Annotated in this window: 26 protein-coding genes and 1 tRNA gene; 17 read left to right on the top strand and 10 right to left on the bottom strand. The window is 65.6% G+C overall.

Translation table 11 applies throughout. The features are described 5' to 3' along the window. Nucleotides 1-137: 137 nt before the first annotated feature. A complete protein-coding gene (locus JT689_RS05340) occupies nucleotides 138-347 on the bottom strand; it encodes a DUF2061 domain-containing protein (RefSeq protein ID WP_205251705.1) in 210 nt (69 codons plus the stop codon). A gap of 7 nt (nucleotides 348-354) precedes the next feature. Next, nucleotides 355-555, bottom strand: a complete 201-nt coding sequence (locus JT689_RS05335) for a hypothetical protein (RefSeq protein WP_049892500.1) — start codon at nucleotides 553-555, stop codon at nucleotides 355-357. 377 nt (nucleotides 556-932) lie between these two features. Between JT689_RS05335 and JT689_RS05330 the strand changes: the two genes are divergently transcribed. After that, nucleotides 933-1,175, top strand: coding sequence for a hypothetical protein (locus JT689_RS05330; protein ID WP_227970929.1), 243 nt, complete (start codon nucleotides 933-935; stop codon nucleotides 1,173-1,175). A gap of 144 nt (nucleotides 1,176-1,319) precedes the next feature. Beyond that, complete coding sequence (locus tag JT689_RS05325; protein ID WP_205251703.1) at nucleotides 1,320-2,330, top strand: aldo/keto reductase; 1,011 nt, start codon at nucleotides 1,320-1,322, stop codon at nucleotides 2,328-2,330. A 6-nt stretch (nucleotides 2,331-2,336) separates the two neighbouring features. Here the strand turns inward: JT689_RS05325 and acs are convergent, their stop codons facing one another. From acs to JT689_RS05310, 3 genes are all read right to left on the bottom strand, one after another. Beyond that, on the bottom strand, nucleotides 2,337-4,340 hold the full coding sequence (gene acs, locus JT689_RS05320; RefSeq protein WP_136361311.1) for an acetate--CoA ligase: 2,004 nt from the start codon (nucleotides 4,338-4,340) through the stop codon (nucleotides 2,337-2,339). Nucleotides 4,341-4,461: 121 nt separating this feature from the next. Next, complete coding sequence (locus tag JT689_RS05315; protein WP_205251702.1) at nucleotides 4,462-6,267, bottom strand: bacterio-opsin activator domain-containing protein; 1,806 nt, start codon at nucleotides 6,265-6,267, stop codon at nucleotides 4,462-4,464. 142 nt (nucleotides 6,268-6,409) lie between these two features. Continuing rightward, nucleotides 6,410-6,598: a hypothetical protein gene (locus JT689_RS05310; protein WP_205251701.1), complete on the bottom strand. Its 189-nt coding sequence runs from the start codon at nucleotides 6,596-6,598 to the stop codon at nucleotides 6,410-6,412. 212 nt (nucleotides 6,599-6,810) lie between these two features. Between JT689_RS05310 and JT689_RS05305 the strand changes: the two genes are divergently transcribed. From JT689_RS05305 to JT689_RS05290, 4 genes are all read left to right on the top strand, one after another. Beyond that, nucleotides 6,811-7,083: a winged helix-turn-helix domain-containing protein gene (locus JT689_RS05305; protein ID WP_205251700.1), complete on the top strand. Its 273-nt coding sequence runs from the start codon at nucleotides 6,811-6,813 to the stop codon at nucleotides 7,081-7,083. 90 nt (nucleotides 7,084-7,173) lie between these two features. Then, on the top strand, nucleotides 7,174-7,431 hold the full coding sequence (locus tag JT689_RS05300) for a hypothetical protein (RefSeq protein ID WP_205251699.1): 258 nt from the start codon (nucleotides 7,174-7,176) through the stop codon (nucleotides 7,429-7,431). Then, the gene (locus JT689_RS05295) at nucleotides 7,425-7,976 is read left to right on the top strand and encodes a hypothetical protein (RefSeq protein ID WP_205251698.1); all 552 of its coding nucleotides are present in this window, start codon (nucleotides 7,425-7,427) and stop codon (nucleotides 7,974-7,976) included. Before JT689_RS05300 ends, JT689_RS05295 begins: the two co-directional genes overlap by 7 nt. 412 nt (nucleotides 7,977-8,388) lie before the next feature. After that, nucleotides 8,389-9,099 carry a hypothetical protein gene (locus JT689_RS05290; RefSeq protein ID WP_205251697.1) on the top strand — a complete coding sequence of 237 codons (711 nt, stop codon included), beginning with the start codon at nucleotides 8,389-8,391 and terminating at the stop codon, nucleotides 9,097-9,099. A gap of 831 nt (nucleotides 9,100-9,930) precedes the next feature. On the opposite strand, the gene JT689_RS05285 is transcribed toward JT689_RS05290, so the two are convergent. Together JT689_RS05285 and JT689_RS05280 are read right to left on the bottom strand one after the other, a co-directional pair. Continuing rightward, nucleotides 9,931-10,104: a hypothetical protein gene (locus JT689_RS05285; RefSeq protein WP_168731186.1), complete on the bottom strand. Its 174-nt coding sequence runs from the start codon at nucleotides 10,102-10,104 to the stop codon at nucleotides 9,931-9,933. A gap of 416 nt (nucleotides 10,105-10,520) precedes the next feature. After that, a tRNA-Lys gene (locus JT689_RS05280) sits at nucleotides 10,521-10,594 on the bottom strand. 172 nt (nucleotides 10,595-10,766) lie between these two features. Between JT689_RS05280 and JT689_RS05275 the strand changes: the two genes are divergently transcribed. Then, nucleotides 10,767-12,221, top strand: coding sequence for a DHH family phosphoesterase (locus JT689_RS05275; protein ID WP_205251696.1), 1,455 nt, complete (start codon nucleotides 10,767-10,769; stop codon nucleotides 12,219-12,221). A gap of 17 nt (nucleotides 12,222-12,238) precedes the next feature. Here the strand turns inward: JT689_RS05275 and JT689_RS05270 are convergent, their stop codons facing one another. The 3 genes from JT689_RS05270 to JT689_RS05260 form a co-directional block, all read right to left on the bottom strand. After that, nucleotides 12,239-12,529, bottom strand: coding sequence for a PRC-barrel domain-containing protein (locus JT689_RS05270; protein ID WP_010902697.1), 291 nt, complete (start codon nucleotides 12,527-12,529; stop codon nucleotides 12,239-12,241). A gap of 79 nt (nucleotides 12,530-12,608) precedes the next feature. Further along, nucleotides 12,609-13,724 carry a pyridoxal phosphate-dependent aminotransferase gene (locus JT689_RS05265; protein WP_010902696.1) on the bottom strand — a complete coding sequence of 372 codons (1,116 nt, stop codon included), beginning with the start codon at nucleotides 13,722-13,724 and terminating at the stop codon, nucleotides 12,609-12,611. A gap of 136 nt (nucleotides 13,725-13,860) precedes the next feature. Beyond that, complete coding sequence (locus tag JT689_RS05260; RefSeq protein WP_205251695.1) at nucleotides 13,861-14,766, bottom strand: hypothetical protein; 906 nt, start codon at nucleotides 14,764-14,766, stop codon at nucleotides 13,861-13,863. A 116-nt stretch (nucleotides 14,767-14,882) separates the two neighbouring features. On the opposite strand from JT689_RS05260, the gene JT689_RS05255 reads away from it, so the two are divergent. The 10 genes from JT689_RS05255 (at nucleotide 14,883) to cheF2 (ending at nucleotide 23,462) form a co-directional block, all read left to right on the top strand. Then, nucleotides 14,883-15,476, top strand: a complete 594-nt coding sequence (locus tag JT689_RS05255) for a hypothetical protein (protein WP_136361303.1) — start codon at nucleotides 14,883-14,885, stop codon at nucleotides 15,474-15,476. Between the two features lie 64 nt (nucleotides 15,477-15,540). Then, nucleotides 15,541-16,077, top strand: coding sequence for a chemotaxis protein CheW (locus JT689_RS05250; RefSeq protein WP_010902693.1), 537 nt, complete (start codon nucleotides 15,541-15,543; stop codon nucleotides 16,075-16,077). Between the two features lie 46 nt (nucleotides 16,078-16,123). Further along, complete coding sequence (gene cheY, locus JT689_RS05245; RefSeq protein ID WP_010902692.1) at nucleotides 16,124-16,486, top strand: chemotaxis protein CheY; 363 nt, start codon at nucleotides 16,124-16,126, stop codon at nucleotides 16,484-16,486. Beyond that, nucleotides 16,483-17,526 carry a protein-glutamate methylesterase CheB gene (cheB, locus tag JT689_RS05240; RefSeq protein WP_136361302.1) on the top strand — a complete coding sequence of 348 codons (1,044 nt, stop codon included), beginning with the start codon at nucleotides 16,483-16,485 and terminating at the stop codon, nucleotides 17,524-17,526. Before cheY ends, cheB begins: the two co-directional genes overlap by 4 nt. A gap of 1 nt (nucleotide 17,527) precedes the next feature. Then, nucleotides 17,528-19,534, top strand: coding sequence for a chemotaxis protein CheA (gene cheA, locus JT689_RS05235; protein WP_205251694.1), 2,007 nt, complete (start codon nucleotides 17,528-17,530; stop codon nucleotides 19,532-19,534). Between the two features lie 2 nt (nucleotides 19,535-19,536). Next, nucleotides 19,537-20,124, top strand: a complete 588-nt coding sequence (locus tag JT689_RS05230; protein WP_010902689.1) for a chemotaxis protein CheC — start codon at nucleotides 19,537-19,539, stop codon at nucleotides 20,122-20,124. A 1-nt stretch (nucleotide 20,125) separates the two neighbouring features. Beyond that, nucleotides 20,126-21,265: a chemotaxis protein CheC gene (locus tag JT689_RS05225; RefSeq protein WP_010902688.1), complete on the top strand. Its 1,140-nt coding sequence runs from the start codon at nucleotides 20,126-20,128 to the stop codon at nucleotides 21,263-21,265. Then, entirely contained in the window at nucleotides 21,262-21,729 is a 468-nt protein-coding gene (locus tag JT689_RS05220; protein WP_136361299.1) for a chemotaxis protein CheD, read from the top strand. Before JT689_RS05225 ends, JT689_RS05220 begins: the two co-directional genes overlap by 4 nt. Then, the gene (gene cheR / locus JT689_RS05215; protein WP_012289253.1) at nucleotides 21,726-22,532 is read left to right on the top strand and encodes a protein-glutamate O-methyltransferase CheR; all 807 of its coding nucleotides are present in this window, start codon (nucleotides 21,726-21,728) and stop codon (nucleotides 22,530-22,532) included. The genes JT689_RS05220 and cheR overlap by 4 nt, the downstream gene beginning before the upstream one ends. 66 nt (nucleotides 22,533-22,598) lie before the next feature. Next, entirely contained in the window at nucleotides 22,599-23,462 is an 864-nt protein-coding gene (gene cheF2, locus JT689_RS05210) for a chemotaxis protein CheF2 (RefSeq protein ID WP_010902685.1), read from the top strand. The last annotated feature ends 5 nt before the right edge of the window (nucleotides 23,463-23,467 follow it).

Raw genomic sequence — 23,467 nt, 5'->3', positions numbered from 1 at the left:
TCCACGATCGACCGCGCGGGATTTTGGACCGCTGGGGGTCAGACGGCAGGTCGGTCACGCAGCTTACGTGCGCGAGCGCACGGTGCACAGTCCGGGAGAGGTCGGTGCGGGGTTGCCACCACTCCCAAGCCGCCTCGTCAGGCGGCCTGCCGTCCCCACGAGATGTTGCTCCAGAGGCGCTCCCAGAGGTAGTACAGTACGGTCTTTCCGACGGCAGCAGAAACGCCGATCTTCGCCGCGGAGCCGAACTCACCGGTGTAGAGGAACGCGATGGTGAACACCAGCGTCGTGGCGAACACGCGGTACGACGCTGCCTTCACCGCCGACCGGTAGCGTGAGTCTGCCATCGGGGGCTCACTCCACGTACCCGAGTTCGGCGAGTTTCTGCCCGAGTTCGCGGGCCTCCTGTTCGGTGATCTCGCCGTCGTCCTCCATCTCGCGGACGACGAGGTGTTTCACGAACTCCTTCGGGGAGGCGAACGGTTCGTCCTCGATGTAGGTTTCGACGTCGCTGACGAAGTCCTTCCTCAGAGAGATGGTGGTGTAGTCGGACACGACCGGAGCGTCTCGCGCACTCACATTAATCGTTGTTATATGTAATTAAACGCGGGCTGGCGGCAGCCAGCGCGTCACGACGTGGGTTTCGAGACCCATTGGCTACCGGATCCGGACGGCGGTGCACACGTCTCCGTGGACGTACTGGGGTGTCTCCATGCGGGGGTTGCCGCCACCGTGGTACGACGAACTCCCCCGGCTGGTCGCAGACCGCCGTTCGATGTCGGCGTCGCTCGGTTGCCTCGGCGAGTCGGGGTCTGCCAGTGAGTGAAAGGTGATGCCACGCGCACTCCGCCCAGTGCGGGAACCGGGACCAGCAAGTCACTGATCACCGGCTTTCCCAAAGTTATATGCCTATTGCGTCAAACATGTTACGTATGTCGTCCTCCACGAAACTAGTCGAATGGATCGGTCGGGTGTCGGCCGGCGCGTTGGGATGGGTGCTCGTATTCATGGGTACCTTCGGCGCCCTGTTCGGCCTCGTCCAGCTGTTCTTCGGCCCGGAATGGCGGGGGCCGGTCGGCTCGCTGGTCGTGCTCGCGGTATCGCTGCTCGTGGTCGCCATGGGGATCTACGGGAACCCCACGTACCGGGAGCGCATTCACGCCACGCTCGGTTGACGTCCGCCCCGGATTGAGTTTTGCGCCGGTTCGTCCCACAGTTTGGACTGCCCACCGGCGGGTGCCCGCGTCCGGCCGCCAGGCCGCCGCGGGTTGCCGATTGTTGAACGCATATGGGCGTGGTCGTGCTACTCGGAGCCGACCATGCCACCCACGGACGACCAGCCGCTCGGCTTCGTGCAGCTCGGCGACACCGGACTCCAGACGAGTGCCCTCCAGTTCGGGACGTGGCGGTTCGGCAAGCGAACGGAGTCCGGCGACCTCGAAATCAGCGAGCAACGCGCCCACGACCTCCTCGATACGTACGCCGACGCGGGCGGCCGGTATATCGACACCGCCGACGTGTACGGCGGCGGCGACAGCGAACGCTGGATCGGCGACTGGCTGTCGGACCGCGACCGCGACCGGTACACCATCGCCTCCAAGATCTACTGGCAGGTGCGCGACGGCGACCCCAACAGTCGGGGGACGAACCGCAAAACCATCCGCAACCGCATCACCGCGCTGCTCGATCGCCTCGGCACGGAGTACCTCGACGTGTTGTACATCCACCGCTGGGACGGCGACACCACGGCCCGCGAGCTCATGCGGACGCTCAACGACCTGGTCGCCGACGGGCTCGTCCATTACCTGGGCGCGTCGACGCTCCAGCCGAACGCCTGGCGGATCGCGCGGGCCAACGAGCTCGCGCGCGCCGAGGGCTGGGAGCCGTTCAGCGTGCTCCAGCCGCGGTACAACCTGGTTGACCGCGAGATCGAAGGCGACTACCTCACGTTCGCCCGCGAGCAGGGGCTTGCGGTCTGCCCGTGGAGCCCGCTGGCACAGGGCTTTCTCACCGGGAAGTACAGCCGGGACGACGGCCTCACCGGCGAGTCGAAGGCCAGCGACTCCAGCCGGTGGGCGGACACCTACCTCACGGACGCGAACTTCGACGCCCACGACGTCCTGGACGCGGTCGCGGACGAGGTCGAGGCGTCGCCGCCCCAGGTCGCGCTGGCGTGGCTGCTGCACCGCGACGGCATCACGGCCCCCATCGTCGGCGCGCGCACCCCCGACCAGCTGTCGGAGAACATCGACGCGGCGACCATCGACCTGACCGACGACCAGATGGCGCGGCTCACGGACGCGGTCGCCGGACCGTACGCGGACCTCTGAATCGGGTCAGTCGCCGGCCAGCTGGTCCTGAATCGTCTCCACCACGTCGGGGTTCCGGAGCGTCGAGGTGTCCCCGAGGTCGGCGTCGTTTGCGATGTCCTCCAGGAGCCGGCGCATGATCTTCCCCGACCGCGTCTTCGGGAGTTCCGGCGCGAACACGACCGCTTCCGGGCGCGCGATGGGACCGATGGCGTCCTCCACGCTGGCCACGATGCGCTCACGGAGGGCGTCGCTGGCGTCGTGGTCGTCCGTGGTGAGCACGTACGCGTACACGGCTTCGCCTTTCAGGTCGTGGTCGCCGCCGACGACCGCCGCCTCCGCAACCCCCGGCACGTCGACGATGGCCGATTCGATCTCCATCGTGCCCAGGCGGTGCCCGGAGACGTTCACCACGTCGTCGACGCGCCCTAGGACCGTGATGTAGCCGTCGTCGTCGACTTTCGCGCCGTCCTCCGGGAAGTACACCCAGTCCGCGGGGTCGCCGCTGTCGGTGTCGGAGTATACCCGCCAGTACTCGTCGATGAACCGCTCGTCGTTCTCGTAGAGGGTTTGGAGCATCCCCGGCCACGGCTTCTGGATGGTCAGGTGGCCCGCCCGCCCGCCCGCCACGTCGTCGCCGTCGGTGTCGATGACGCGCGCGTCGACGCCCGGCAGTGGGCGGCCCGCCGACCCCGGCTTCATCGTGGAGACGCCGGGCAGCCCCGTGACCATCATGCCGCCGGTCTCGGTCTGCCACCACGTGTCCACGATCGGGCACGACTCGTCGCCGATGTGGGTGTAATACCACGTCCAGGCCCGTGGGTTGATCGGCTCCCCGACGGTTCCGAGCAGCCGCAGGCTGGAGAGGTCGTGGGCGTCGGGGTACTCCACCCCCCATTTCATGAACGACCGGATCGCCGTCGGCGCGGTGTACAGTTGGGTTGCCTCGTAGGACTCGACGAGCTCCCACAGGCGGTCCTTGTCGGGGTGGTCCGGAGCGCCCTCGTAGAGCATCGTCGTGGTGCCAAGCGCCAGGGGCCCGTAGACGATGTAGGAGTGGCCGGTGATCCAGCCGATGTCCGCCGAGCAGAAGTAGGTGTCAGACGGCTTGATGTCCAGGACCGCCTGCGAGGTCCAGGCGGCCCACGAGAGGTAGCCGCCCGTGGAGTGAGTGACGCCTTTGGGCTGGCCGGTGGTGCCCGACGTGTACATCAAGAACAGCATGTCGGTGGCGTCGCGCTCGACCGGCGAGACGCTTGCACCGTCGTGGGCGGCGACGACGGCGTCGTAGTCGTGGTGTGCGGCCGGGCGGTCGTGGTCGAAGCCGTCGCCGTTCGCGCCGAGGCGGTCGACGACGACCACGTCACTGACCGCGTGTGACACCCCGGCCAGGCCGTCGAGCGTTTTCGCGTAGTGATCGAGGGGGTCGCCGCGCCGGTAGTAGCCGTCACAGGTGACGAGATACTCCGAGTCGGCGGCGTTCATTCGCGTGCTGAGCGCGTCCGCGGAGAAGCCCGCGAACACCACCGAGTGTGGCGCGCCGAGGCGCGCGCAGGCCAGCATCGCGATCGGCAACTCGGGCACCATCGGCATGTACAGCGTGACGATGTCGTCCTCGCCGACACCCATCTCGCGCAGCCCGGCGGCGAACTCGTTGACCTCCCGGTGGAGCTGGGCGTACGTGTACGTGCGGTTGGCTTCGTCGGCCGGCTCGCCCACCCACTCGATGGCGGCCTCGTCGCCGCGCTCGTCGAGGTGGCGGTCCAGACAGTTCGCGCTCGCGTTCAGGCCGCCGCCCGGGAACCACTCGTAGAACGGCGGGTTCGAATCGTCGAGGACCTGATCGTACGGCGTCTCCCAGTCCAGCAGGTCGGCCGCGTCAGTCCAGCATTCGGGCCAGGTCGCATCGAACTCGTCGTAGATACCCGGGTCGGAGACGTTCGCCTGCTCGACGAACGACTCGGGCGGCGTGAACTCGTCCTGGTCGGTGAGTCGCGCCTCCAGCTCCGGGGTGTCGGTGTCGTTGCTCATGTCCCGGTTGCACCCAAACCAACCATCCTGTTAAGCACGAACGCTAATTATCCTAATTGTCCATTCGGGATCGGGTGCTCGGAACCACCCCACGACAGTGGGGTGTGTGGACACACCTGGGTTACTGTCGCGTGTCCGGCCAGGGCGTGTCCGGGTCGCAGCCACCATCGCTGTCGATGACCGTCGCCAGCAGCTTCTGCTGGGCGCGCCGCAGGTGGTTGTGCAGCGTGGGGGCTGTCACGCCCATGTCGGCCGCGAGGTCCTCGGCGGTCGACTCCCGGGGCCATTCGAAGTAGCCGGCGTGAAACGCCGCCCGCAGGACCGCCGCCTGCTTGTCGGTGAGCGCGTCGTGCAGCGACGCCCCGTCGCGCTGCCCCGTCTCGTCGCCGCGGGCGCGCTCGCGCTTGGCCGCCAGCGACACGCCGGGGAACGCCGTGGCGAGGGCATCGAGGAGCGCACGCACGTCCGTCTCGGGGGCCACGCCGGCGACGACGCGCTCCCCACCGGGGCCGGCGCTGAGATCCCGGATCGTCCCGCCGTGGCTGACGACCGCCATCGCGAGATCAGCGCCCGGGGCCACCCCGACCGCGAGCACCGCCTCGCCGCCCTGGTCGCGGACCACGCGCACGCTCACGACGCCGTCGTGGTCGTGCAGCCAGTCACGGACGCCGTCCGCGGGTGCGCCGGCGATCCGCACGAAGAACACGAGTGTCTGCCGGTCACCGGGCACGACACCCTCCAGGGAGAGGTCACACCCCTGTTCGACCGCGGCGCGCGCGAACACCGACCCCGCCCGGACCTCGAACGCGACTTCGAGAACGGTGTCCGTCAGCAGGCGGTGGCGCTGCTCGGCCAGCGCGACCGCCCGGCCCACGCGACGCCCCAGGTCCGTGATGAGGGTGCGCTCGCGCTGGCTGAACCGTGCCGTTGACGCCCCCACGGCCAGGACGCCGTGGGCCGCCTCGGGTCCGGCAACCGGAACGACGCCCATCGCCTGAACGCCCGCCGCCGCGGCGTGCTCGCGCAGCGCCGCGACCGCCGGGGCAGCGCTCGCGGCCGGCGTGAACAGCCCAGTCCCGTCGTCGAGGGCGGCTTGCACGAGCGTCGCGCCCGGGGCGGCGCTCGCGTCGTCGCGGATCGCACGGTCGCCGCCCGCGGTCGCGGCAACCGTCACGTCGTCGCGGGTCGTCGGCCGCGCCAGCCACGCCATCTCGTAGGCGTCGCTGGCGGCCAAGGCCTCGCAGACGGCCGTCTCAACGGCCCCCCGAGTGCTCGCATCAGATAGGGCGTCCCCCGCCGCGAGGACGGCGCTGTGCGCTTCGTCCACCCGGTCGTGTGCCCGCTGCTCGCTGCGGTCCGTCGGCGCTCGCGTCGTGCCGTCGAACGCCCGGGCGATGGTGTCCCGGTCGACGCCGTCCACCGCGGCGTACTGATCGAGGCTGGCGAGCCGCGACCAGCCGCCGACTGCCGCCACGACACGCGGGTCGACACCCGCTCCGGTGAGCAGCCGCCTGGCGAAAAACGAGCGCAGGTCTTGGGCGGCGACGCCGTCCAAGCCGGCCGCGTCGGTGCGCCCGGCGACCGCGCTGACCAGCGTTTGGACGCGGCGCGCCGACACGTCGACCAGCGGGTCGTCATCGGCCAAGCCCGCGGCGTCGGCGCGCCGCCGGATGTCACGCTCGACCGCGGGTGGGAGGTAGGCGTCGCGGTCGCTGCCGCCGTCGGCACCGGGCACGGCCAGGAAATAGTGTGTGACACCGTCGTGGTCGTGGGGCGCGACATCACACGGCCGGACGCGCGGTATCTCGGCGGACGTCAGCCCGACCTCGCCGGCCAGCCCCACCACCACTGCCTCCCGGGGGGTTTCGGTTGCGCCGCGCAGCTCCCGGTAGTCGGCGTCGGTCACGCGACCGTCAGCCCCACGCATACTTCGTGATTATTTCGAATCCCGAACCATCAACCTTGCGTGGTCGTCCGCGCCGACTGCGCCGGGCTGACGGGGGCGCGAGCCCGGCGACGCAGCCCGCTGGCGGGCGGCGTCGCGGCGTGGCCGCGTCCGAGTGGCGGCGTCAGTCGTCGTCTCGCCCGGCGATGAGGGCGTCGATGTGCGCGGGGCTGATCGAGCACCCGCACGGGCTGGCGGTGGCGTCGGTCGGCCCGTGCTGTGTGACCGCCTGCACCCCCCGCCCGCAGTTCGGACAGTCGAAATGCTGTGCGCCGTCGGAACGCTCTTCAGCGTTGTCGGTGGACTCTAGCATGGCTTCTGTAGCTGCGGTACAGGAGCCCGCGCGAGCCTGCTGTTGCAGCAGCGAGGCTCGCACTCTTTCGACACTTTGACTCCTGTACCTAGTCGTTGTGTCTGTCTGCCACTTATTTCTTACCAATAGTTTTGTTTGTACCTCAAACACAAATATACGGGCGTTACAGGCCATGAAAATAGTAATACGCCCATAGATGACTGAAATTCAGTATGCCGAAGCCCCAGTTAGCGTCGTGGATGACGCCCGTGGATAGGGACATCCTCGAACAACTGCAGAACAAGGGGGCCGAGGAACTGATTCTCAACCCCACCGCGATAGCGGCCAACATTGATTGGGGCAGTCAAACCGTCCGCGAACACATGATGGTTCTTCGAGAACACGGACTTGTCGAATACTTCGACGAAGACCGCGCGCTCTATCAACTCTCCGAGCGGGGGCGAGCATGGCTCAGAGGAGAGATTGCGACCGACGACTTGGAATAGTCGGCAGCGGTAGTTCCAACCGTTTTGTTATTATAACGGCCAGATTATTACTAACTACAAACGTTCACTCCGGAAGGTGATTCAGTTCGTATGAGCATGAATACCAATATCAACGCCACTGAGAGTACCGTACAGAGCATATTGTGGAGAAACGTTCGGTTCAAAATCCCCAAATACCAGCGGCAGTACTCATGGATCGAAGAACAGACACTCGCCGATACTAGATACGTTAACTGGGAACACGAAGACCTCTACAAGATAACCATGTGGCGCCAACTCTACTTACGAGGCGAAGTGGACGCGCAGAATCAGCCGAGACCGTGGTCGGGGAGGGTTTTCACATGGTGAATGGCAATCCATTACCGATTTTAGCTCAGCAGAGTGGAGGATCAGCTACCTACCCAGACTGGTTGATTGCCATCCTGATTTTAATCTCTTTTTCTAGTGCTGTAAATAAAATAATGGAGAGAATGGATCAGAGAGTACCCATTTACAAAATGTCTGCGGAGGTATTACGCCTCATTATCCCAATTCCAGAAATACTGAATCAACTTCGACGTTTAGAAGGGTGCGATTGGTCGGCGAAAAAAAGAAAGCTCGGCTATATCCTTATGGTGGGACTGTCGGTTGCTGTTCCGTACCAACTCTCCGAAGTATTGCAGCCAGCATCTAAGCTTGCGAGGATTCCAGCTTATTTAACTGCCATTATTGTCGCATACGAGGCTGGTGGACCTGTGGTATCTTTCAGCTTTGGCCTATTGGATCTGGTTGAAAAAGTGGCTGCTGAAATTATTAATTCTGGTCCTAAAAATTTAAAATATCCAATTTTTTATCATGGGGTAAGGGGGGTTTTCACAGCAATTATCATAGTTGGCATTGGACGCGTGTTGTAGGGCGCATAAACATCCAGAATTTATTTCTCCGGTGTAGAAAGTGGGTCCTCGCGAAGGTATCCCGAGAAACACTTCGGGCTCGTACGTGATTCGGGCAGTTCCGAGAACTCGCTTTGAAAGCGGCTGTCAGAAATGTTGCCCTCGCTATCTACTGGTTCAGCGCAGATGTCCGTATTCAGGTTCTCGTTGACCTGTGACTCCCTTCTATTGGTGCTCTCTGTATCCTCCTGGCCACCCTCACGCTTGGTCCCGCGAATTCCGTGAACGCCTGGTGGCCGCCACAGTCTCCCCCCTCGAACAGGCGCTCAAACAGTGCTCCCCGTCGCCATCGGCGTCAACAGCCCAGATCGATGACGAACCGATCCTGTTATTGACCAAAATCCATACAAACGCTAGACCAATACCCGTTGATATGACCGACCGCCCTCCTCGAATCGCGCTCGTTATACTCGCACTGTGTTTACTCACGGTTCCATTCTGGGCACCCCTGTTAGACGTCACAGGAACGGCGCACGAGTACAGTGCCACACAGCTCACTGTTGAAGACGACCGAGTGCAGGTTCAGCAAGACTCACCGAGGCTCAAACAGATCAACGGACTCGATTGCTTCAGGGAGCGGTCCCCGACTCGGACCTGTGGGTTTGAATCCGCGCTGCTCACTGAGCGCTCACGTTCCGCATCGTATCCCGGTGTCCGGCACGTCGACGGAGACCCGTTGCTTGCTGCCCGAGATCGGTATCTTGCGTTCCCCGGTGACGGACGTGTCTTCGAACGCGTCACAGGCTGGAACGAGTCGGCGCAATCATATCGTCTCAGCGTAGAGCGAGTGAACGCCTCACAGGCGGTAGCGGACGTTTCGCACCCCGTTGATCAGTACTCGCCAGCAGTCCAGCGGGCGGTTGAAACCGGGGCGAGCCAGTCTCAGACGGATCTACGAGAAGCGGTTGTGGCCGACGCTAACGGGCGCTATTATGCGGTGTACACCTCGGGCACGACGTCGCTGCTCTCCGAAGCGCCAGGTTCGGAGCGTGTGCTTGAGTTCTTGGCGGTCATCACCGGTGCCGTGCTGTTGTTCAGGGCGGGCGCGATGGGGAACGAGCCAGCGTCCGGGGACGGCGATTAAGCAGCTGTTCCGATCATCTAGCGTGGGTCGGTTAGTCCTGCTCTGTTGAATCCGGCGATAACACGGGGATCGCGATCGACAGAGACGCGATTGTCTCGATATCCCCCGACGAGGAATTGGATCGATTTACTCGTGATCTCGATCATCACGCTCTCTGCGAAGGCTCCATCTCGGAACTCACAGCGCTCCTGAGAGAGCACAGAGCAACCTCATCCCAACATCGTCTGCGGATTCAACAGAGCAGAGTGGAGTGAATCTATCGAGTGATGATCTGGCCTCGTTTTACCATTCTACACGGCTACGTTCGTCCACGTGAACACACGCCCGCCCTCGCGATGTACCCTCGCTGTCGGCCCGCTCTACGCGCTCTCCGACTGCCAAGACCGCCGTGGGGTCCTTTCGAGCGTTCGCGTTCATCGTCCTCGCGATCCCGGTGATCGCGGATGTCGCCAGCTACCTCACGTGGTGAATCGTTGTCGACGCTCTAATCGGGCACGGCCGCCAGACTCTCCGGCGTCGTCGCGGCCTTCGGCGGCCATCAGGCACCGACCTCTGTCGTCGTGGGGTTCTGGACGCGCACGGAGTCGACCGAGCAGCCATAGGGATTGGCGGAATAGATCACCCCCGTCGACAGCGATCTTCTCCAACGACTCCGGGACGAGAGGACCCACGAGCGACGACTAACACCGGTGATGATAGCCGAACACGTCGACAAAAGCCGTGGCGTCTACCACCTCTCGGGCCGGGGGAGAGACTGGCTCACTGGCGACGTAGACACCGAAAAACCAGCCGCAGGCGATTAGCTCGCTGAGACGGCCATGTGGTGCGCTCTCACGCCGATGTGGTGTACACCTCGGCCCAGAGAAATGCAGCACCGATGCCAACGTACAGAAGCCCCGACGCCGAGTATCCGAGGTTGCTGTTCCACGCAAACGAGGCAACCTGGATGAGACCAACAGCGATCAGTGCCAGCCCGAGGACTGTCTTGGCTCGCTGACTCACCATGCAGGCCGGAGCACCGCACCCCGGATTAATCTACTGCCTGTCAACAGCACGACCGCATCGCTCGTTCCCGAGTCGCCGACGCCGATGAGGTCAGCCGCGAGTCGCTACCGGCAACGCGACAAGGTCGTGTCTCGAAACGCGTTATCACGGACGCACGTGGGAAACGCGATGTGGGTATTGAACAGGCTTGGCGTGGTGATCAGAGCGTCACAGCACCGACTCACCACTCCGTCGCGGTTCTCGATCCCGAGCTGTCCTGTGGTCCACCCTGTAATGTGGCTCGGTCAGGCCGGGCGCGCCGGGACACCGCGACGCCGAGTGGTACGGGACATGCTCTCTGGGCGGGTGGCGCGGTGGTCCAACCGGTACGAGCCAGCAGGCGCTACCAACCAACGCTGTGTTCGGCTTCGAGAAAGCGGGCCGGGCGCGATTTGAACACGCGACCGACGGATTAAGAGTCCGTCGCTCTGCCAGACTGAGCTACCGGCCCGAACGCATCCCCATATTACCGGCTGGCACTCAAATACGTTCTGATTCGCGGCAACTGACCGACGGTAGTTGACATACGCGGTGGGCCCGACGGCTGCGCTGCCTACTCGCGGACGTGTCGTCGGCTAGCGGTCGGAACGCGTAAGTGACGGCCGCCGCAATCCCGTGACAACATGAGCAGCCGGGCCACCATCTCCTCGATGTCCACCTACGCGATCCTTGGCTGTGGCAGCGTGGGCCACGCTGTCGCCGAGGAGTTGGTCGAACGTGGCAAAGACGTTCTCATCGTTGACAAGGACGAATCCCGCGTGGAAGCGCTGCGCGATCAGGATCTGAACGCGCAGGTGGCAAACGTCCGCGACCAGGAGGTTGCGGAGCTGATCGACACGCGGGATGTCGTGTTGGTGATGGCGTCGGACGTGGACGCAAACGAGGCCGCCGTCGAGAACATCCGCGCCCGAAACGACGACCAGTTCGTCGTGGTGCGGGCGAGCGACCCGGTGACGAGCGACGAGCTCACCGAGCTCGGCGCTGACGTGGTCATCAATCCGTCGTCGGTGATCTCCGACGCGGCGCTGCGCGCCCTGGAGTCCGGGGAGCTCGAATACAAGGCCCGCCAGCTCGCGGACGTCGTGTCGGGGACCGAGAGCGGGTTCGCGATCATCACCCACGACAGCCCCGACCCCGACTCCATCGCGGCCGCCGCGGCGCTGCAGGCCGTCGCCGGCCATCTCGGCGTGGACGCCGAAATCCTCTATTTCGGGGACATCGGCCATCAGGAGAACCGGGCGTTCGTGAACCTCCTGGACATCGAACTCACGCCGTACAGCGACGTCGACATCGACAACTACGACACGATCGCGCTGGTCGACCCCGCGAAAGCCGGGGCGGTGTCGATCGACCGTGATGTCGACATCTTCATCGACCACTACGAGCTCGAAGACGAGTCGCTCACCGCCGAGTTCGCCGACGTGCGGCCGAGCGTCTCCGCGACCTCGACGATCCTCACCAAGTACATCCAGGAGTTCGACCTGTCGGTCAGCCAGACGGTCGCGACGGCGCTGCTCTACGGGATTCGCGCGGAAACGCTCGATTTCCGCCGGGACACGACGCCGGCCGACCTGACCGCGGCCGCCTACCTCTACCCGTTCGCGGATCACGACACGCTCGAACAGGTCGAGTCCCCGAACATGAGCCCGGAGACGCTCGACGTGCTCGCGGAGGCGATCGCGAGCCGCGAGGTCCAGGGCAGCCACCTGGTGTCGAACGCGGGGTTCATCAGCGACCGGGACGCGCTCTCGCAGGCCGCCTCACAGCTCCTGAACCTCGAAGGCATCACGACGACCGCGGTGTTCGGGATCGTCGACGACACGATCTACCTGGACGCGCAGTCCAAGGACATCCGGCTGAACATCGGCCGGGTGTTGGCCGACGCGTTCGTTGACATCGGCGACTCCGCGGGCCACTCCACGCAGGCCAGCGCGGAGATCCCGCTGGGCATTTTCACCGGCATCGAGACGACCGAGGAGAACCGTGAGACGCTGCTGGATCTCACCGAGGAAGCCGTCACGAGGAAGCTCTTCGACGCCATGGGCGTCGAATCGGAGAGCTCGAACAACGGCAACTAGCCCGCAGACCGCCCGGTTCAGACTGCGATCTCGCTGTCCGCATCGTCGCCCTCGTAGCGCTCGACAACGTCGTTGATGAGGATGATGTCGCCGACCGCACGCACCCACCGGTAGGGAACGATCACGCCTTTCTGCCCGGTCATCTGTGCGGCGAACAGGTCGGCGTTGAGCTCCGTGAGTGCGAGCCCCGTGACGGCCTCCGCGTTGAGGTTCAACTGGATGTCTTCGACTTCGCCGACGAACACGCCGTTGTTCGAGTACACCTCGCGACCGACCAGCGAGGTGATCTCGTCTGCGTCTGCGTCCATGCTACCTGGGTAATGCGGGAGGCCCTTAAGTCTTCAAGCCGCGGCCGACCGGCGTCAGACGGCTGTCCGTCGGGCGATCTTACGGGCCGTCCGCGAGCACGCCCGCCAGTGCGTCCAGGGCCGCGACGGCGTGGTCCGGTGTGCGGCCGAGGCTGACACGGATCCGGCCGGGATCGTCGAAGAACCGGCCCGGAACGACCAACACGCCCTCCGACCAGGCCGCCGCCGCGACCGCGTCCCCGTCCGCCTCGCGCGGGTCGAGGAACGCGTACGGCGCGCCCTCGTGGACGGTGCCGGCGACGAGGTCGTCGTGGGCGTCGCGGAACGACGCCAGCAGGCCGTGGTTTTCGGCCACGAGGGAGCGCGCGCGGTCGGCGAGCGCGTCGCGGTTGTGCAGCGCCCGCATCCCCAGCGCGCGGTTCGACGCGGCGGGCCCCGGGATGTGCCGGAGCACCGACCGAGCGCGATCGACGAACTCGGCGTCGGCGATGAGCCAGCCCACACCGCTGTCGTGCAGCCCGAAGAACTTCGTCAGTGACCCGGTCACGACTGCGGAGTCGATCCCGACCGCGGTCGGCCCGCCGAAGGGGCCGTCGCTCGCCGTCTCGGTGAACGGCGCGTACACTTCGTCGACGAGCAGCCGCGCGCCCACCTCTCGGGCGCGGGCCGCCGCGTCGGCGAGCGCGTCCACGTCAGCGAGGCGACCGCTGGGGTTGTGCCGGTTCGTCACGGTGACCACCTGGGTGTCCTCGGTCGCGGCGGCCGCGATCCGGGCCGGCGAAATCCGGTAGTCGTCGTCGGCCGGCCGGAGGACGCGGTTGGTCTGCCCACCGACGGCCCGGGGGGCCGCCACCAGCGGCTCGTAGCCGGGCTTTTCGACGAGCGCCGTGGGCGTTCCGCCGTCACCGTTCTCGTCAGTGCCGGCCGTCGGGTAGAGCGCCGCCGCCGTCGCGACGAAGTTCGCCGTCGATGCGCCCGGAGTCACCAACACCTGTTCCGGGTGGACGCCGTACTCGCCTGCGATCTGGGTTTCGAGGGTTGCGCCGGCGGGCGGATCTGACAGCCCCGCGAGCGGCTCCGGAACCACCGCGGGCTGGCGGTCGCGGTCGCCGCGCAGGGCGCTCGACCCGAGGTCGTACAACGCGACCTCGGGCCGGCCGGAAAGCCAGTCGATGTACTCCAGCCGTGGGAACATACCAGTGGGGTCTGTGCTGGCGGGTGAAATGCCTTGTCGGTCGCGCTGCGGGACTCCCGGATCCTGGCCGTTGCCGTCGGTGCCACAGTCCCGCACCGACAGTCCGGCCGGTCCCTCCGTGAGCGCCCGCCTGCGGTCACCTGAGCGCGAACGCGACCGCCGACCGGTCCAACACCAACAGGGAGTGATACCGCAGGAACGTCATCGAGACCACGCTGACGGCGGCGACCGCTACCACGCCCACGACCCCTGTCACAGCGAGCACGGCTGCGCCGCCCCCCGAAACCGCGCCCGCGAGCAGCGCGCCCGCCCCGAACGGCACCACAATGACAGCCACACAGAACCCCACCGCGATGCTCGCGCCGAACAGCAACACCGTTTTCACCAGTACGTAGACCGCGAACTCCTGCCAGTCGGCGCGCACAACCGGTGAGAGCCGTCGCCACCCCTCGCGCACACCGCAGCCGTCGGCGGCCATCAGCGGCACCACGAACGCCGTCGTGAACTCCGACGCGAGCGCCGCGCCGACACCGACCACCACACCCAGGGGCAGCGTCACCACCAGCGCCAGCAGCCACCACGCCTGGTCGAACGCCAGCGCCGCGCCGATGGGGCTGGCAACGAGCGCACTCGCCACCAGCCCACACCCGACGATCACGATCCGAAACGCGAGCAGCCGAAGCCCGGCGGCGAGGTGGGCGCGGAAGGGGGCCGCGATGCGGACGACCTGGGAGCGCGCGGCAGCAACCAGCACGAACTCCATCACCGCGCCGAGGGCGGCTGCCACGGTAGCGACCACCACCACAGTAACGCCGATGGCGGCCACGGCCAGACGGATCTCCGCGGTGGTCACTGCCTGCGCCACGTTGATTACGGCGTTGGGGGGCGCGTCCACGGAGACGGTCGGCGTCTGGGGCGCCGACAGGCCCGCGAACAGCGTGATCACGGCGAGCCGGCTCCACACGCCGAGATCCAACGGCGTCAGCAACGCCCGGGTCTCTGCGAGTGCGTCGTCGAGTGCACCGACGGCGTCCCACGTCATGGGTCGTGAGTCGGTGGCCGGGATGAAATGTGTGCTGCCGGCGGGTGCCCGACCAATGACAGCACCCCGTCACGATTGCGACAAGACTTTACCCCACAGGTTGCCAACTGAACAGCATGGTATCCGGTGGCGACCAGGACGACGACGACCGCGTGCTCTCCCCCGACGAGCTTGCCATCGAGGAGCAGGACGAGGTCGCGGCCATCGGCGAGGACCGGTACGTCATCGGGCCGGACGGACCGCCGAGCGCGCCCGCCGACGGCGCAGCCGAGGGTGGCGCCCCACAGCGAGAGCAGCCCCCACAGGGTGACCGCGGTGGCGGGAACACGACGGAACAGCCCCCCGAGCCACAGATCACCGGCCGGGACGTCAAAGAGTGGCTGGCCGAGGAGTTAGACACCCACGACAGCAAGTACGCCTACCACATCGCCTCGAAGTACGGCGACGACATCTCCCACCAGCAACTCGCAACCGACGACGTCGGTGCCGCGTTCGACGGGTTGCTCGTGTGGTACGCGCGCCAGCTCGCCGGCTCGACGTCGATCGATCGCGCGCTGGGCATCCTTCTGGGGGAGTCGAGCGTGCAGGTGAAATATCCCACCAAGCGACTGATCGCGTACCTGGAGGCCAACGACCTCGGTCCCGACGACTCGATCAAGGATCTGGTGCAGACCGTCGACGACGACGACGGCCTCAAATTCCCCCGGTAGCGCTCCCGTCGTGGTGTGATGCGCGAAACAGTTTTGAGGCTGCTGCCCCCTGAGTAAATCAGTGATGAACCTCGAAGACGCCGACCGGGTGGTCGAGGAGGCCGCACACGTCGTCGAGTTCAAACTCGGCGACGAGGTGTGTGCGATCGACATCGCGGCCGTCGACAGCATCGTCGAGTCGAAGCAAGTGACGCGTGTGCCCCGGGCGCCGGACGCCGTCGAGGGGGTCATGGACTTGCGGGGTGAAACCACGGCGATCGTCGATCCGCGGGAGTTCCTCGCGATCCACGGGGACCACGACTCGGACAACATTCTGGTGCTCGATCGCGCCGACGACAAACAGAAGATCGGGCTCCGTGTGGCGGAAGTCACTGAGGTGTCGGGCTACGCAGAGCACCAGATCGACCGGGGCAGCCGCCTCGACCGCATCGGCACGTCGGCCATCGAAAGCGAGCTCGTCCGCGGCGTCATCCGAAAAGGGGCGACGCCGCCGGGCGAGGCGGACGCCGCCGAGGAGGACGTGGCGCTCGTGCTGTGGTTGGACATCGACAAGCTCATCGGTTCGGTGTCGGCAGACGAGACCATCGACAATCAGGTCTGATAATCGGTCAGTTGGGTTTATTAGCCCCTTGGCACAACGAGAGGGCATGGCGAAGCAGGTCTTACTGGTCGACGACTCCGAGTTTATGCGGAATCTCCTCCGGGAGATTCTTGAGGAGGAGTTCGAGATCGCTGACGAGGCCGAGAACGGGGTTGAGGCCGTAGAGATGTACAAAGAGTACGATCCGGATCTCGTGATGATGGACATCGTGATGCCCATCCGAGACGGCATCGAGGCCACGTCCGAGATCAAGGAGTTCGACGCCGGGGCACACATCATCATGTGCACCAGCATCGGCCAAGAGGAGAAGATGAAAAAGGCGGTGAAAGCCGGTGCTGACGGCTACATCACGAAGCCGTTCCAGAAACCGAGTGTGATGGACGCTATTTCGGACGTGCTCACCGCATGACAGAGGCACTGGTGGTCGACGACTCGCATTTCATGCGCACGGTCATCAGCGACATCCTCGAGGACGGCGGGGTCGACGTCGTCGGGACCGCCGAGAACGGCGCACGCGCCCTGGACGCGGTTACGGACGTCCAGCCGGATGTCATCACGATGGACGTCGAGATGCCCGAAATGGACGGGATCGAGGCGACCGCGGAGATCATGCGCGAGCAGCCGACGCCGATCCTGATGGTGTCCGCGCTCACGACCGAGGACGCCGACGCCACCCTGGAGGCAATGGAGAAAGGCGCGATCGACACGTTCGCGAAGCCAGGGGGCACGATTTCCACGGAGCTGTCGGGGCACAGCGAGGAGTTGGTGGCGGCGGTCGAGCGCGTCGCGAGCGCGGACCCAACCGCCGGCCACGACGTCGAGATGGAGCCGGCGTCGCCGCCGGACGCGACCACCAGCGAGTACGCGAACAATCCGACGCTGCTGATCGGCGCGTCGACCGGCGGGCCGAACGTCGTCGAGTCGATCCTCGCGTCGCTCCCGGCGGAGGCTGACTTCCGGGTGTTGATCGTCCAGCATATGCCCGACCAGTTCACGTCCCGGTTCGCCGACCGGCTGGACGCGGCGAGCCAGTACGACATCACCGAGGCGGAGGACGGCTCACGGATCGGTGGCGGCGAGGGGCTGGTCGCGCGCGGCGACTACCACATGCGCGTCTCGGGGTACTCGAACGGCCGACTGCGGGTGCGATTGGACCAAAGCGAGCGCCTGCACAGCGTCCGGCCGGCGATCGACGTGACGTTCAAGAGTGCTGCCGAGCGCGTTACCGACCCGCTCGTGTCGGTCGTACTGACCGGAATGGGCAGCGACGGAGCGGACGGCGTGCGTGCCGTGAAAGACGCCGGTGGTGCGACGCTCGCGCAGAACGAAGCCACGAGCGCCGTGTTCGGGATCCCCGAGCGCGCCATCGAGACGGGATGCGTTGACGACGTGTTGCCGGTCGATCAGCTAACTGAAGCGATCGCGGATTCGATACGGAGGACGACGTGACATGGACGACTACCTCGAAGCGTTCGTTCGTGAAGGCGAAGAACACGTAACCAGCCTCAACAACGCCCTGCTGGAGCTGGAGTCGGACCCGGGCAACGAGGAGGCGATGGACGAAATATTCCGGACCGCCCACACGCTGAAGGGGAACTTCGGCGCGATGGGCTTCGAGGACGCAAGCGATCTCGCCCACGCCGTCGAGGATTTGCTCGACGAGATGCGGCAGGGCAACCTCGAAGTGACCTCCGACAGGATGGACCGCATCTTCGAGGGGATCGACGGCATCGAAGCCTGCCTCGACGAGATCCAGGCCACCGGTGACGTGGACCGAGACGTCACCGGCACCATCGAGTCGGTGCGGGCTGTGCTGGATGAGGTCGACGGGGACGGTGGCAGCGACACCACCACCAGCAGCGGCGACGCCGGCAGCCCGGCCGGCGACGGTGACGTGGACGCGACGCGGGTCGTCGACGCGGACACCATCGACGCCGCCGAGGACCGCGTCTACCACATCCACATCGACATGGGGGACTCCCAGATGAAAGGCGTCGACGGGATGTTCGTACTCGAGGAGGCCACGGAGGCCTTCGATCTGCTCGGGGCCGAGCCGTCGCCGGACGCGATCAACGACGGCGAGTACGGTGATGGCTTCGAACTGGTCGTCGCGACGCCCAGCGACGAGGTCAGCGACACCGTGGCGGCGTTCCCCAAGCTGTCGGACGCAACGGTCACCGCCGTCGGCGACGACGAGCACGCCCCAGACGCCGACAGCGGGACCGAGGCGGACGCCAGCGCCGACGACGATGCGGACGATGCCGGGACGACCGCCGACAGCGGGAGTTCCAGCGGCGGGTCCTCGGCGATCGACAACACGGACACGGAGATCCAGTCGGTTCGCGTGGACGTCGATCAGCTCGACGAGCTCCACGGGCTGGTCGAGCAGTTGGTCACCACCCGCATCAAGCTCCGGCGGGGCATGGAGGAGAGCGACCGCGAGGTGCTCGACGAGCTGGACGAGCTGGACAAGATCACCTCCAGCCTCCAGGACACCGTGATGGACATGCGGTTGGTCCCGATGAAGAAGATCGTCGGGAAGTTCCCCCGTCTCGTTCGGGATCTGGCCCGCGAGCAGGACAAGGACATCGACTTCGTCGTGGAGGGCGACGACGTCGAACTCGACCGCACGATCCTCACGGAGATCAGCGATCCGCTGATGCATCTGTTGCGGAACGCGGTCGATCACGGGATCGAGAAGCCGGCGGTGCGCGAGGACAACGGCAAGGACCGCGAGGGGACGATCACGCTGTCCGCCGAGCGCGACCGCGATCACGTGCTCATCCAAGTCCGAGACGACGGCGCCGGCATCGACCACGACACGATGCGGGAGAAAGCCATCGAGAAAGGCGTGAAAACCCGCGAGGAGGTCCAGGACATGCCCGACGACGACGTCGAGGATCTGGTCTTCCATCCCGGGTTCTCGACGAACGACGAGGTGACCGACGTCTCCGGGCGCGGGGTCGGGATGGACGTGGTCAGGGATACGGTGACGCGACTCGATGGGAGCGTCTCCGTCGACAGCACGCCCGGCGAGGGAACGACGTTCACGATGACGCTGCCGGTGACCGTCGCCATCGTGAAGGTGCTGTTCGTGGAGAGCGGTGGCGAGGAGTACGGCATTCCGATCAAGACAGTCGACGAGATCTCGCGGATGAAGTCCGTGAAATCAGTCGACGGCGAAGAGGTCATCACCTACGACGAGACGGTGTACCCGCTGGTTCGACTCGGCGACGCGTTGAACGTTCCCGACGAGACGCGGAACGGCGACGGCATGCTCGTCCGGATCCGTGATTCGGAGCGACAGGTCGCCGTGCATTGCGACGACGTTCGCGGCCAAGAAGAGGTCGTCGTCAAGCCCTTCGAAGGCATCCTCTCCGGGATTCCCGGGCTGTCCGGGGCGGCCGTCCTCGGCGAGGGTGACGTGGTGACCATCCTGGACGTGGCTACGCTGTAATCATGAGCACAATGATCGACATTCGGCGGTTACAGACCGTCAACGAACTCGCCCGGGAAGGAGCGTCGACGGTCGCCGAGAACATGAGCCAGCTGACCGGCGTCGAGACCCAGATGCAGATCACGAAGATCAACGTCATCGACGTCGAGGACCTCGGCGCACACCTGGGAGCCGCCAAGCAGGTGGGCGTGAGCGTGCCGCTCAAAGAACAGCCCTACGGGTCGGTGCTCGTGTTGTTCGACGACGAGAGCGCACGCCGTGTCGCCGGAACGATGATGGGCGGCATCGAGAGCGAGGGCGGCGGCTACAGCGACATGGAGCGGTCCGCGATCCGTGAGGTCGGGAACATCATGACAAGCGGGTTCATCGACGGCTGGGCGAACGTGCTCGGCCGCACCATCGACATCTCCACGCCACAGCTCATCCGGGCGTCCGGCGAGGACATTGCGAGTCATTGTGTCGACCCCGGCGAACACGAGATCGCGATGGTGTTCGACGCGGAGCTACACGCCCCAGACGCCAACGTCGAGGCGAAAATCTACTCGTTCCCCGACATCGAGGCGTTCGTCTCGATGATCAACAGTATCTAAAATGCGTGTCGATCTCGACGCCGTTGCGTCGTTCAGCCGCACGGGCGACGAAGGCGGTCAGCGCGCGGCGGACTCTCTGGAGACGCTTACGGGTATTCCTGCCAACTGCCAGCTCACGCGAACCGCGCTCGTCGACGCCGACGGACTGTCGGTGTTCCTGGGGGACTCCTGGGAGCGCATCAGCGTCGAGTTCGACGGCGCACTCACCGGTCGTGCAGTGCTGTCGTTTGACGAAGCGTTCGCCGACCACGTCGAAGACGAACTCGGCGTCGGAGCCGCCGCGCTGCCCGAAGTCGCGAACATCCTCACCAGCGGGTTCGTCGACGTCTGGGCGGCCGACGACGAGGACACCATCGAGATCGAGCCGCCCGACCGCCTCGAAGACGAGCACCGCGTCGTCCAGGACGCTGCGGTCATCGACGACTGTGCGTTCGTCTTCGAGAGCCAGATCGTGTTGTCCTCGACGCAGGGCACCTGCCGGTTTGCGGTCCTCCCGGACGTCGAGTCGTTCGGGTCGTACGTCACCGAGCCGGACGCGGAGTTCGCGCTCTCGGATCTCGCCAACCACATCCAGGTGGCGTCAGTGAGCGCCGAAGCCGTCTCCTCACACCTGGAGATGATGACCGGGACGGACGCGACGCTCGTGGAGTCACACGTGGACTTCGTGCCCGTCGAACGGGTGCCATCGCTGCTCGACGACGCCGCCTACGAGGGCGCGATCTTCGAAAGCGAGGGCGTCGTCGACAGCGTCATCGCGATCCTGTTCGACGAGACCGAGCCCGGTGCGGTCGCGGAGCTACTGCTCGGGGACGCCGATGCCGGCGCGGAAATGGCCGAAAGTGCCGTCTCGGAGCTGGGCAACATCACCGCCAGTGGGTTCATCGACCAGTGGGCGAACGCACTGGACACCACGATCGACATCTCGACGCCGTCCCACGTCCGTGACGCCGGTCGTGCCGTCCTTGACACCGTCGCGGCAGCCTACGGCGAGCGCGCGGACACCATCGCAGTGGTGAACGCCACGATCACACTCGGGCCGGACGTGACGTGTCGGGTCTGCACGTTCCCCAGCCCCGAAGACGCCGATCAACTCGCGGACATCGCTGACAACCTCGCCGCCGACGCGAGTGAGGAGTCGTGACGATCCGCGTTGGCGTGGCGGACTGGCGTGTCACGGACGACGACGACGCGGTGTTGGTCACGAGCGGGCTGGGATCGTGTGTCGCCATCGCGGTGCGTGATGCGCGCAGCGGTGCCGGCGGGCTGTTGCACGCGATGCTGCCGGAAGCCGACGGCCCCGTGGACACGCCCGCGAAATACGTCGATTCGGGTCTCGACGAGATGGTGTCGGCGCTGCTCCGCCTGGGCGCGAGCCCGAGCAGCCTCACAGCGAAACTCGCCGGCGGGTCGACGATGCTCGATCTCTCGATCGGGGACAGCGTCGGCTCCCGGAACGTGTCGGCCGCCGAACGCGCGCTGGCCGACGCGGACATCGAGTTGCTCGCGTCCGAAACCGGCGGGGACAGCGGACGGTCGGTGTCCTTTAGTCCGAGCAGTGGGGATGTTACCATAGACCGAGTTGATGCCGAGGTGCACGTAATTTGACTGACTTCCAAACCCTGCTTGAGTTCATCGAGACCGAGACCGGCTTCGCAACCAGCTACTACGACGAGTCGTACCTCGACCGGCGCGTGTCCGCGCGGATGCGCCGCCGCGGCGTCGAGGAGTACGCCGGCTACCTGACGCTGCTCGAGGAGGACGACGACGACGAACGCGCCGAGTTGCTCGACACCCTCTCGGTGAACGTCACTGAGTTCTTCCGCGACGAGAAAGTGTGGACCGCGCTCCGGGACGTGCTCTTGGAGCTCGCGGATACCGTGCGCTCGATCGACATCTGGAGTGCGGCCTGCGCGGACGGCCGCGAGCCGTACTCGCTTGCGATGCTCGCGTTGGACGCGGGCCTCGACCCCCGGAACGTCTCCATTCTGGCCACCGACATCGACGAGGACGCGCTGGCGAGAGCACGCGCGGGACGGTACGAAAGCACGCGCACCGCCGACATCAGCGACCAACTGGGGTTCTTAGACAACCCCCAGGAGTACGTCGACCGCGAGGGCGATCGCGCGTTCGTCGTCAACGACCGCGTCAAGGACCTCGTGACCTTCGAGCGCCACGACCTGATCACTGGCGACCCCAAATCGGGGTTCGATCTGGTGGCGTGTCGGAACGTCTGCATCTACATCGACAAGCAGTACAAGCTTCCGATCCTCGACACGGTCAGCAAATCCCTCCGTGAGGGCGGCCACCTCGTGCTCGGACAGACGGAGACGCTGCCCGGCGAGGTCAAAGAACGCTTCGAGGCGGAGGACCCACGCATCCGGATCTACAGTCGGGTCGCTGACACGTGACCGGCGCGGCAGAGGAGTAACGCTTATTCACCCGCCTCCACGACGTATAATTGAGTATACGGGGGTATGTCGGAATCAGCAATCGCAGACTTCGTCTCGTCGTTTATCCCGGATACAGCGACGCACGTCGAACCGGTGCGTGGCAGAGTCGTCATGAGCAAGCGCCGGATCGTGCTTGCCGCCGACGACGAGAAGACAACGATCCCCCTCAACGGTGTGTTCGACGTCCAACACGAGACCGCGCCCGGCGACCTCGCGCGGTTCTTCGAGGACACAGTCACGATCGCCTACGAACACGACGAGGACCGTCACGTCGCGGTCATTGAGGGCGGTGGCAGCACCGTCGACCGGTTCGTCACTCTCGTGTTCAAGGCGCTGGTCCACGGCACGACCGTCTACGCCAAACACCCGGCACGCCGCGGCGGTCGGATCACCGACCAACCCTTCGAGAAGGGGAATCTCGCGCTCTCGCCGGGTGACCTCACGATCACCGGCGACGCCGACACCACCATCGACCTCTCGACGGTGTCGCATTTCGAGCGCGTCGACCGCGAGGTCAACGGCTCGAACAAACAACTCCTGTCCGTGCGACACATGGGATCGACCGGCCCGATCACGACCGAACTCGCGCTCAGCTCCGGCCGGAAGATGAACCTGCTCGGGCGCTACATCCGCCTCCAGTACACCCACCTCAAACAGGAGTTGGCGGACGTCACCCTCACCAGCGAGGAAATCGAGGCCCTGGTCGCGATCTACTCCAGCGGCCCGAACGCCAGTCTCGCGGCCGTGCTGGGCGTCGACGCCTCGCGTGTCACGATGTTACTCAACGACCTCATCGAGAAAGAACTGGTCACCGACGACGACGGCATCGCGCTCACGTCGCTGGGGCGGGCGGCGGTCAGCGAACACATCGAGGACGTCAACCTCTGAGTGGC

It is taken from the genome of Halobacterium sp. GSL-19 (assembly GCF_016917855.1).
Classification (GTDB): Archaea; Halobacteriota; Halobacteria; order Halobacteriales; family Halobacteriaceae; genus Halobacterium; species Halobacterium salinarum.
The sequence above is the reverse complement of the archived record's forward strand: the minus strand, read 5'-3'. Positions and strand labels throughout refer to the sequence as shown.

What these genes read in the sequence shown, in the direction of transcription:
- JT689_RS05340 (WP_205251705.1), bottom strand. Translation starts at nt 347, where the DNA reads ATGGCAGACTCACGCTACCGGTCGGCGGTGAAGGCAGCGTCGTACCGC.
- JT689_RS05330 (WP_227970929.1), top strand. Translation starts at nt 933, where the DNA reads ATGTCGTCCTCCACGAAACTAGTCGAATGGATCGGTCGGGTGTCGGCC.
- JT689_RS05325 (WP_205251703.1), top strand. Translation starts at nt 1,320, where the DNA reads ATGCCACCCACGGACGACCAGCCGCTCGGCTTCGTGCAGCTCGGCGAC.
- acs (WP_136361311.1), bottom strand. Translation starts at nt 4,340, where the DNA reads ATGAGCAACGACACCGACACCCCGGAGCTGGAGGCGCGACTCACCGAC.
- JT689_RS05315 (WP_205251702.1), bottom strand. Translation starts at nt 6,267, where the DNA reads ATGCGTGGGGCTGACGGTCGCGTGACCGACGCCGACTACCGGGAGCTG.
- JT689_RS05310 (WP_205251701.1), bottom strand. Translation starts at nt 6,598, where the DNA reads ATGCTAGAGTCCACCGACAACGCTGAAGAGCGTTCCGACGGCGCACAG.
- JT689_RS05305 (WP_205251700.1), top strand. Translation starts at nt 6,811, where the DNA reads ATGCCGAAGCCCCAGTTAGCGTCGTGGATGACGCCCGTGGATAGGGAC.
- JT689_RS05300 (WP_205251699.1), top strand. Translation starts at nt 7,174, where the DNA reads ATGAGCATGAATACCAATATCAACGCCACTGAGAGTACCGTACAGAGC.
- JT689_RS05295 (WP_205251698.1), top strand. Translation starts at nt 7,425, where the DNA reads ATGGTGAATGGCAATCCATTACCGATTTTAGCTCAGCAGAGTGGAGGA.
- JT689_RS05290 (WP_205251697.1), top strand. Translation starts at nt 8,389, where the DNA reads ATGACCGACCGCCCTCCTCGAATCGCGCTCGTTATACTCGCACTGTGT.
- JT689_RS05285 (WP_168731186.1), bottom strand. Translation starts at nt 10,104, where the DNA reads ATGGTGAGTCAGCGAGCCAAGACAGTCCTCGGGCTGGCACTGATCGCT.
- JT689_RS05275 (WP_205251696.1), top strand. Translation starts at nt 10,767, where the DNA reads ATGAGCAGCCGGGCCACCATCTCCTCGATGTCCACCTACGCGATCCTT.
- JT689_RS05270 (WP_010902697.1), bottom strand. Translation starts at nt 12,529, where the DNA reads ATGGACGCAGACGCAGACGAGATCACCTCGCTGGTCGGTCGCGAGGTG.
- JT689_RS05265 (WP_010902696.1), bottom strand. Translation starts at nt 13,724, where the DNA reads ATGTTCCCACGGCTGGAGTACATCGACTGGCTTTCCGGCCGGCCCGAG.
- JT689_RS05260 (WP_205251695.1), bottom strand. Translation starts at nt 14,766, where the DNA reads ATGACGTGGGACGCCGTCGGTGCACTCGACGACGCACTCGCAGAGACC.
- JT689_RS05255 (WP_136361303.1), top strand. Translation starts at nt 14,883, where the DNA reads ATGGTATCCGGTGGCGACCAGGACGACGACGACCGCGTGCTCTCCCCC.
- JT689_RS05250 (WP_010902693.1), top strand. Translation starts at nt 15,541, where the DNA reads ATGAACCTCGAAGACGCCGACCGGGTGGTCGAGGAGGCCGCACACGTC.
- cheY (WP_010902692.1), top strand. Translation starts at nt 16,124, where the DNA reads ATGGCGAAGCAGGTCTTACTGGTCGACGACTCCGAGTTTATGCGGAAT.
- cheB (WP_136361302.1), top strand. Translation starts at nt 16,483, where the DNA reads ATGACAGAGGCACTGGTGGTCGACGACTCGCATTTCATGCGCACGGTC.
- cheA (WP_205251694.1), top strand. Translation starts at nt 17,528, where the DNA reads ATGGACGACTACCTCGAAGCGTTCGTTCGTGAAGGCGAAGAACACGTA.
- JT689_RS05230 (WP_010902689.1), top strand. Translation starts at nt 19,537, where the DNA reads ATGAGCACAATGATCGACATTCGGCGGTTACAGACCGTCAACGAACTC.
- JT689_RS05225 (WP_010902688.1), top strand. Translation starts at nt 20,126, where the DNA reads ATGCGTGTCGATCTCGACGCCGTTGCGTCGTTCAGCCGCACGGGCGAC.
- cheF2 (WP_010902685.1), top strand. Translation starts at nt 22,599, where the DNA reads ATGTCGGAATCAGCAATCGCAGACTTCGTCTCGTCGTTTATCCCGGAT.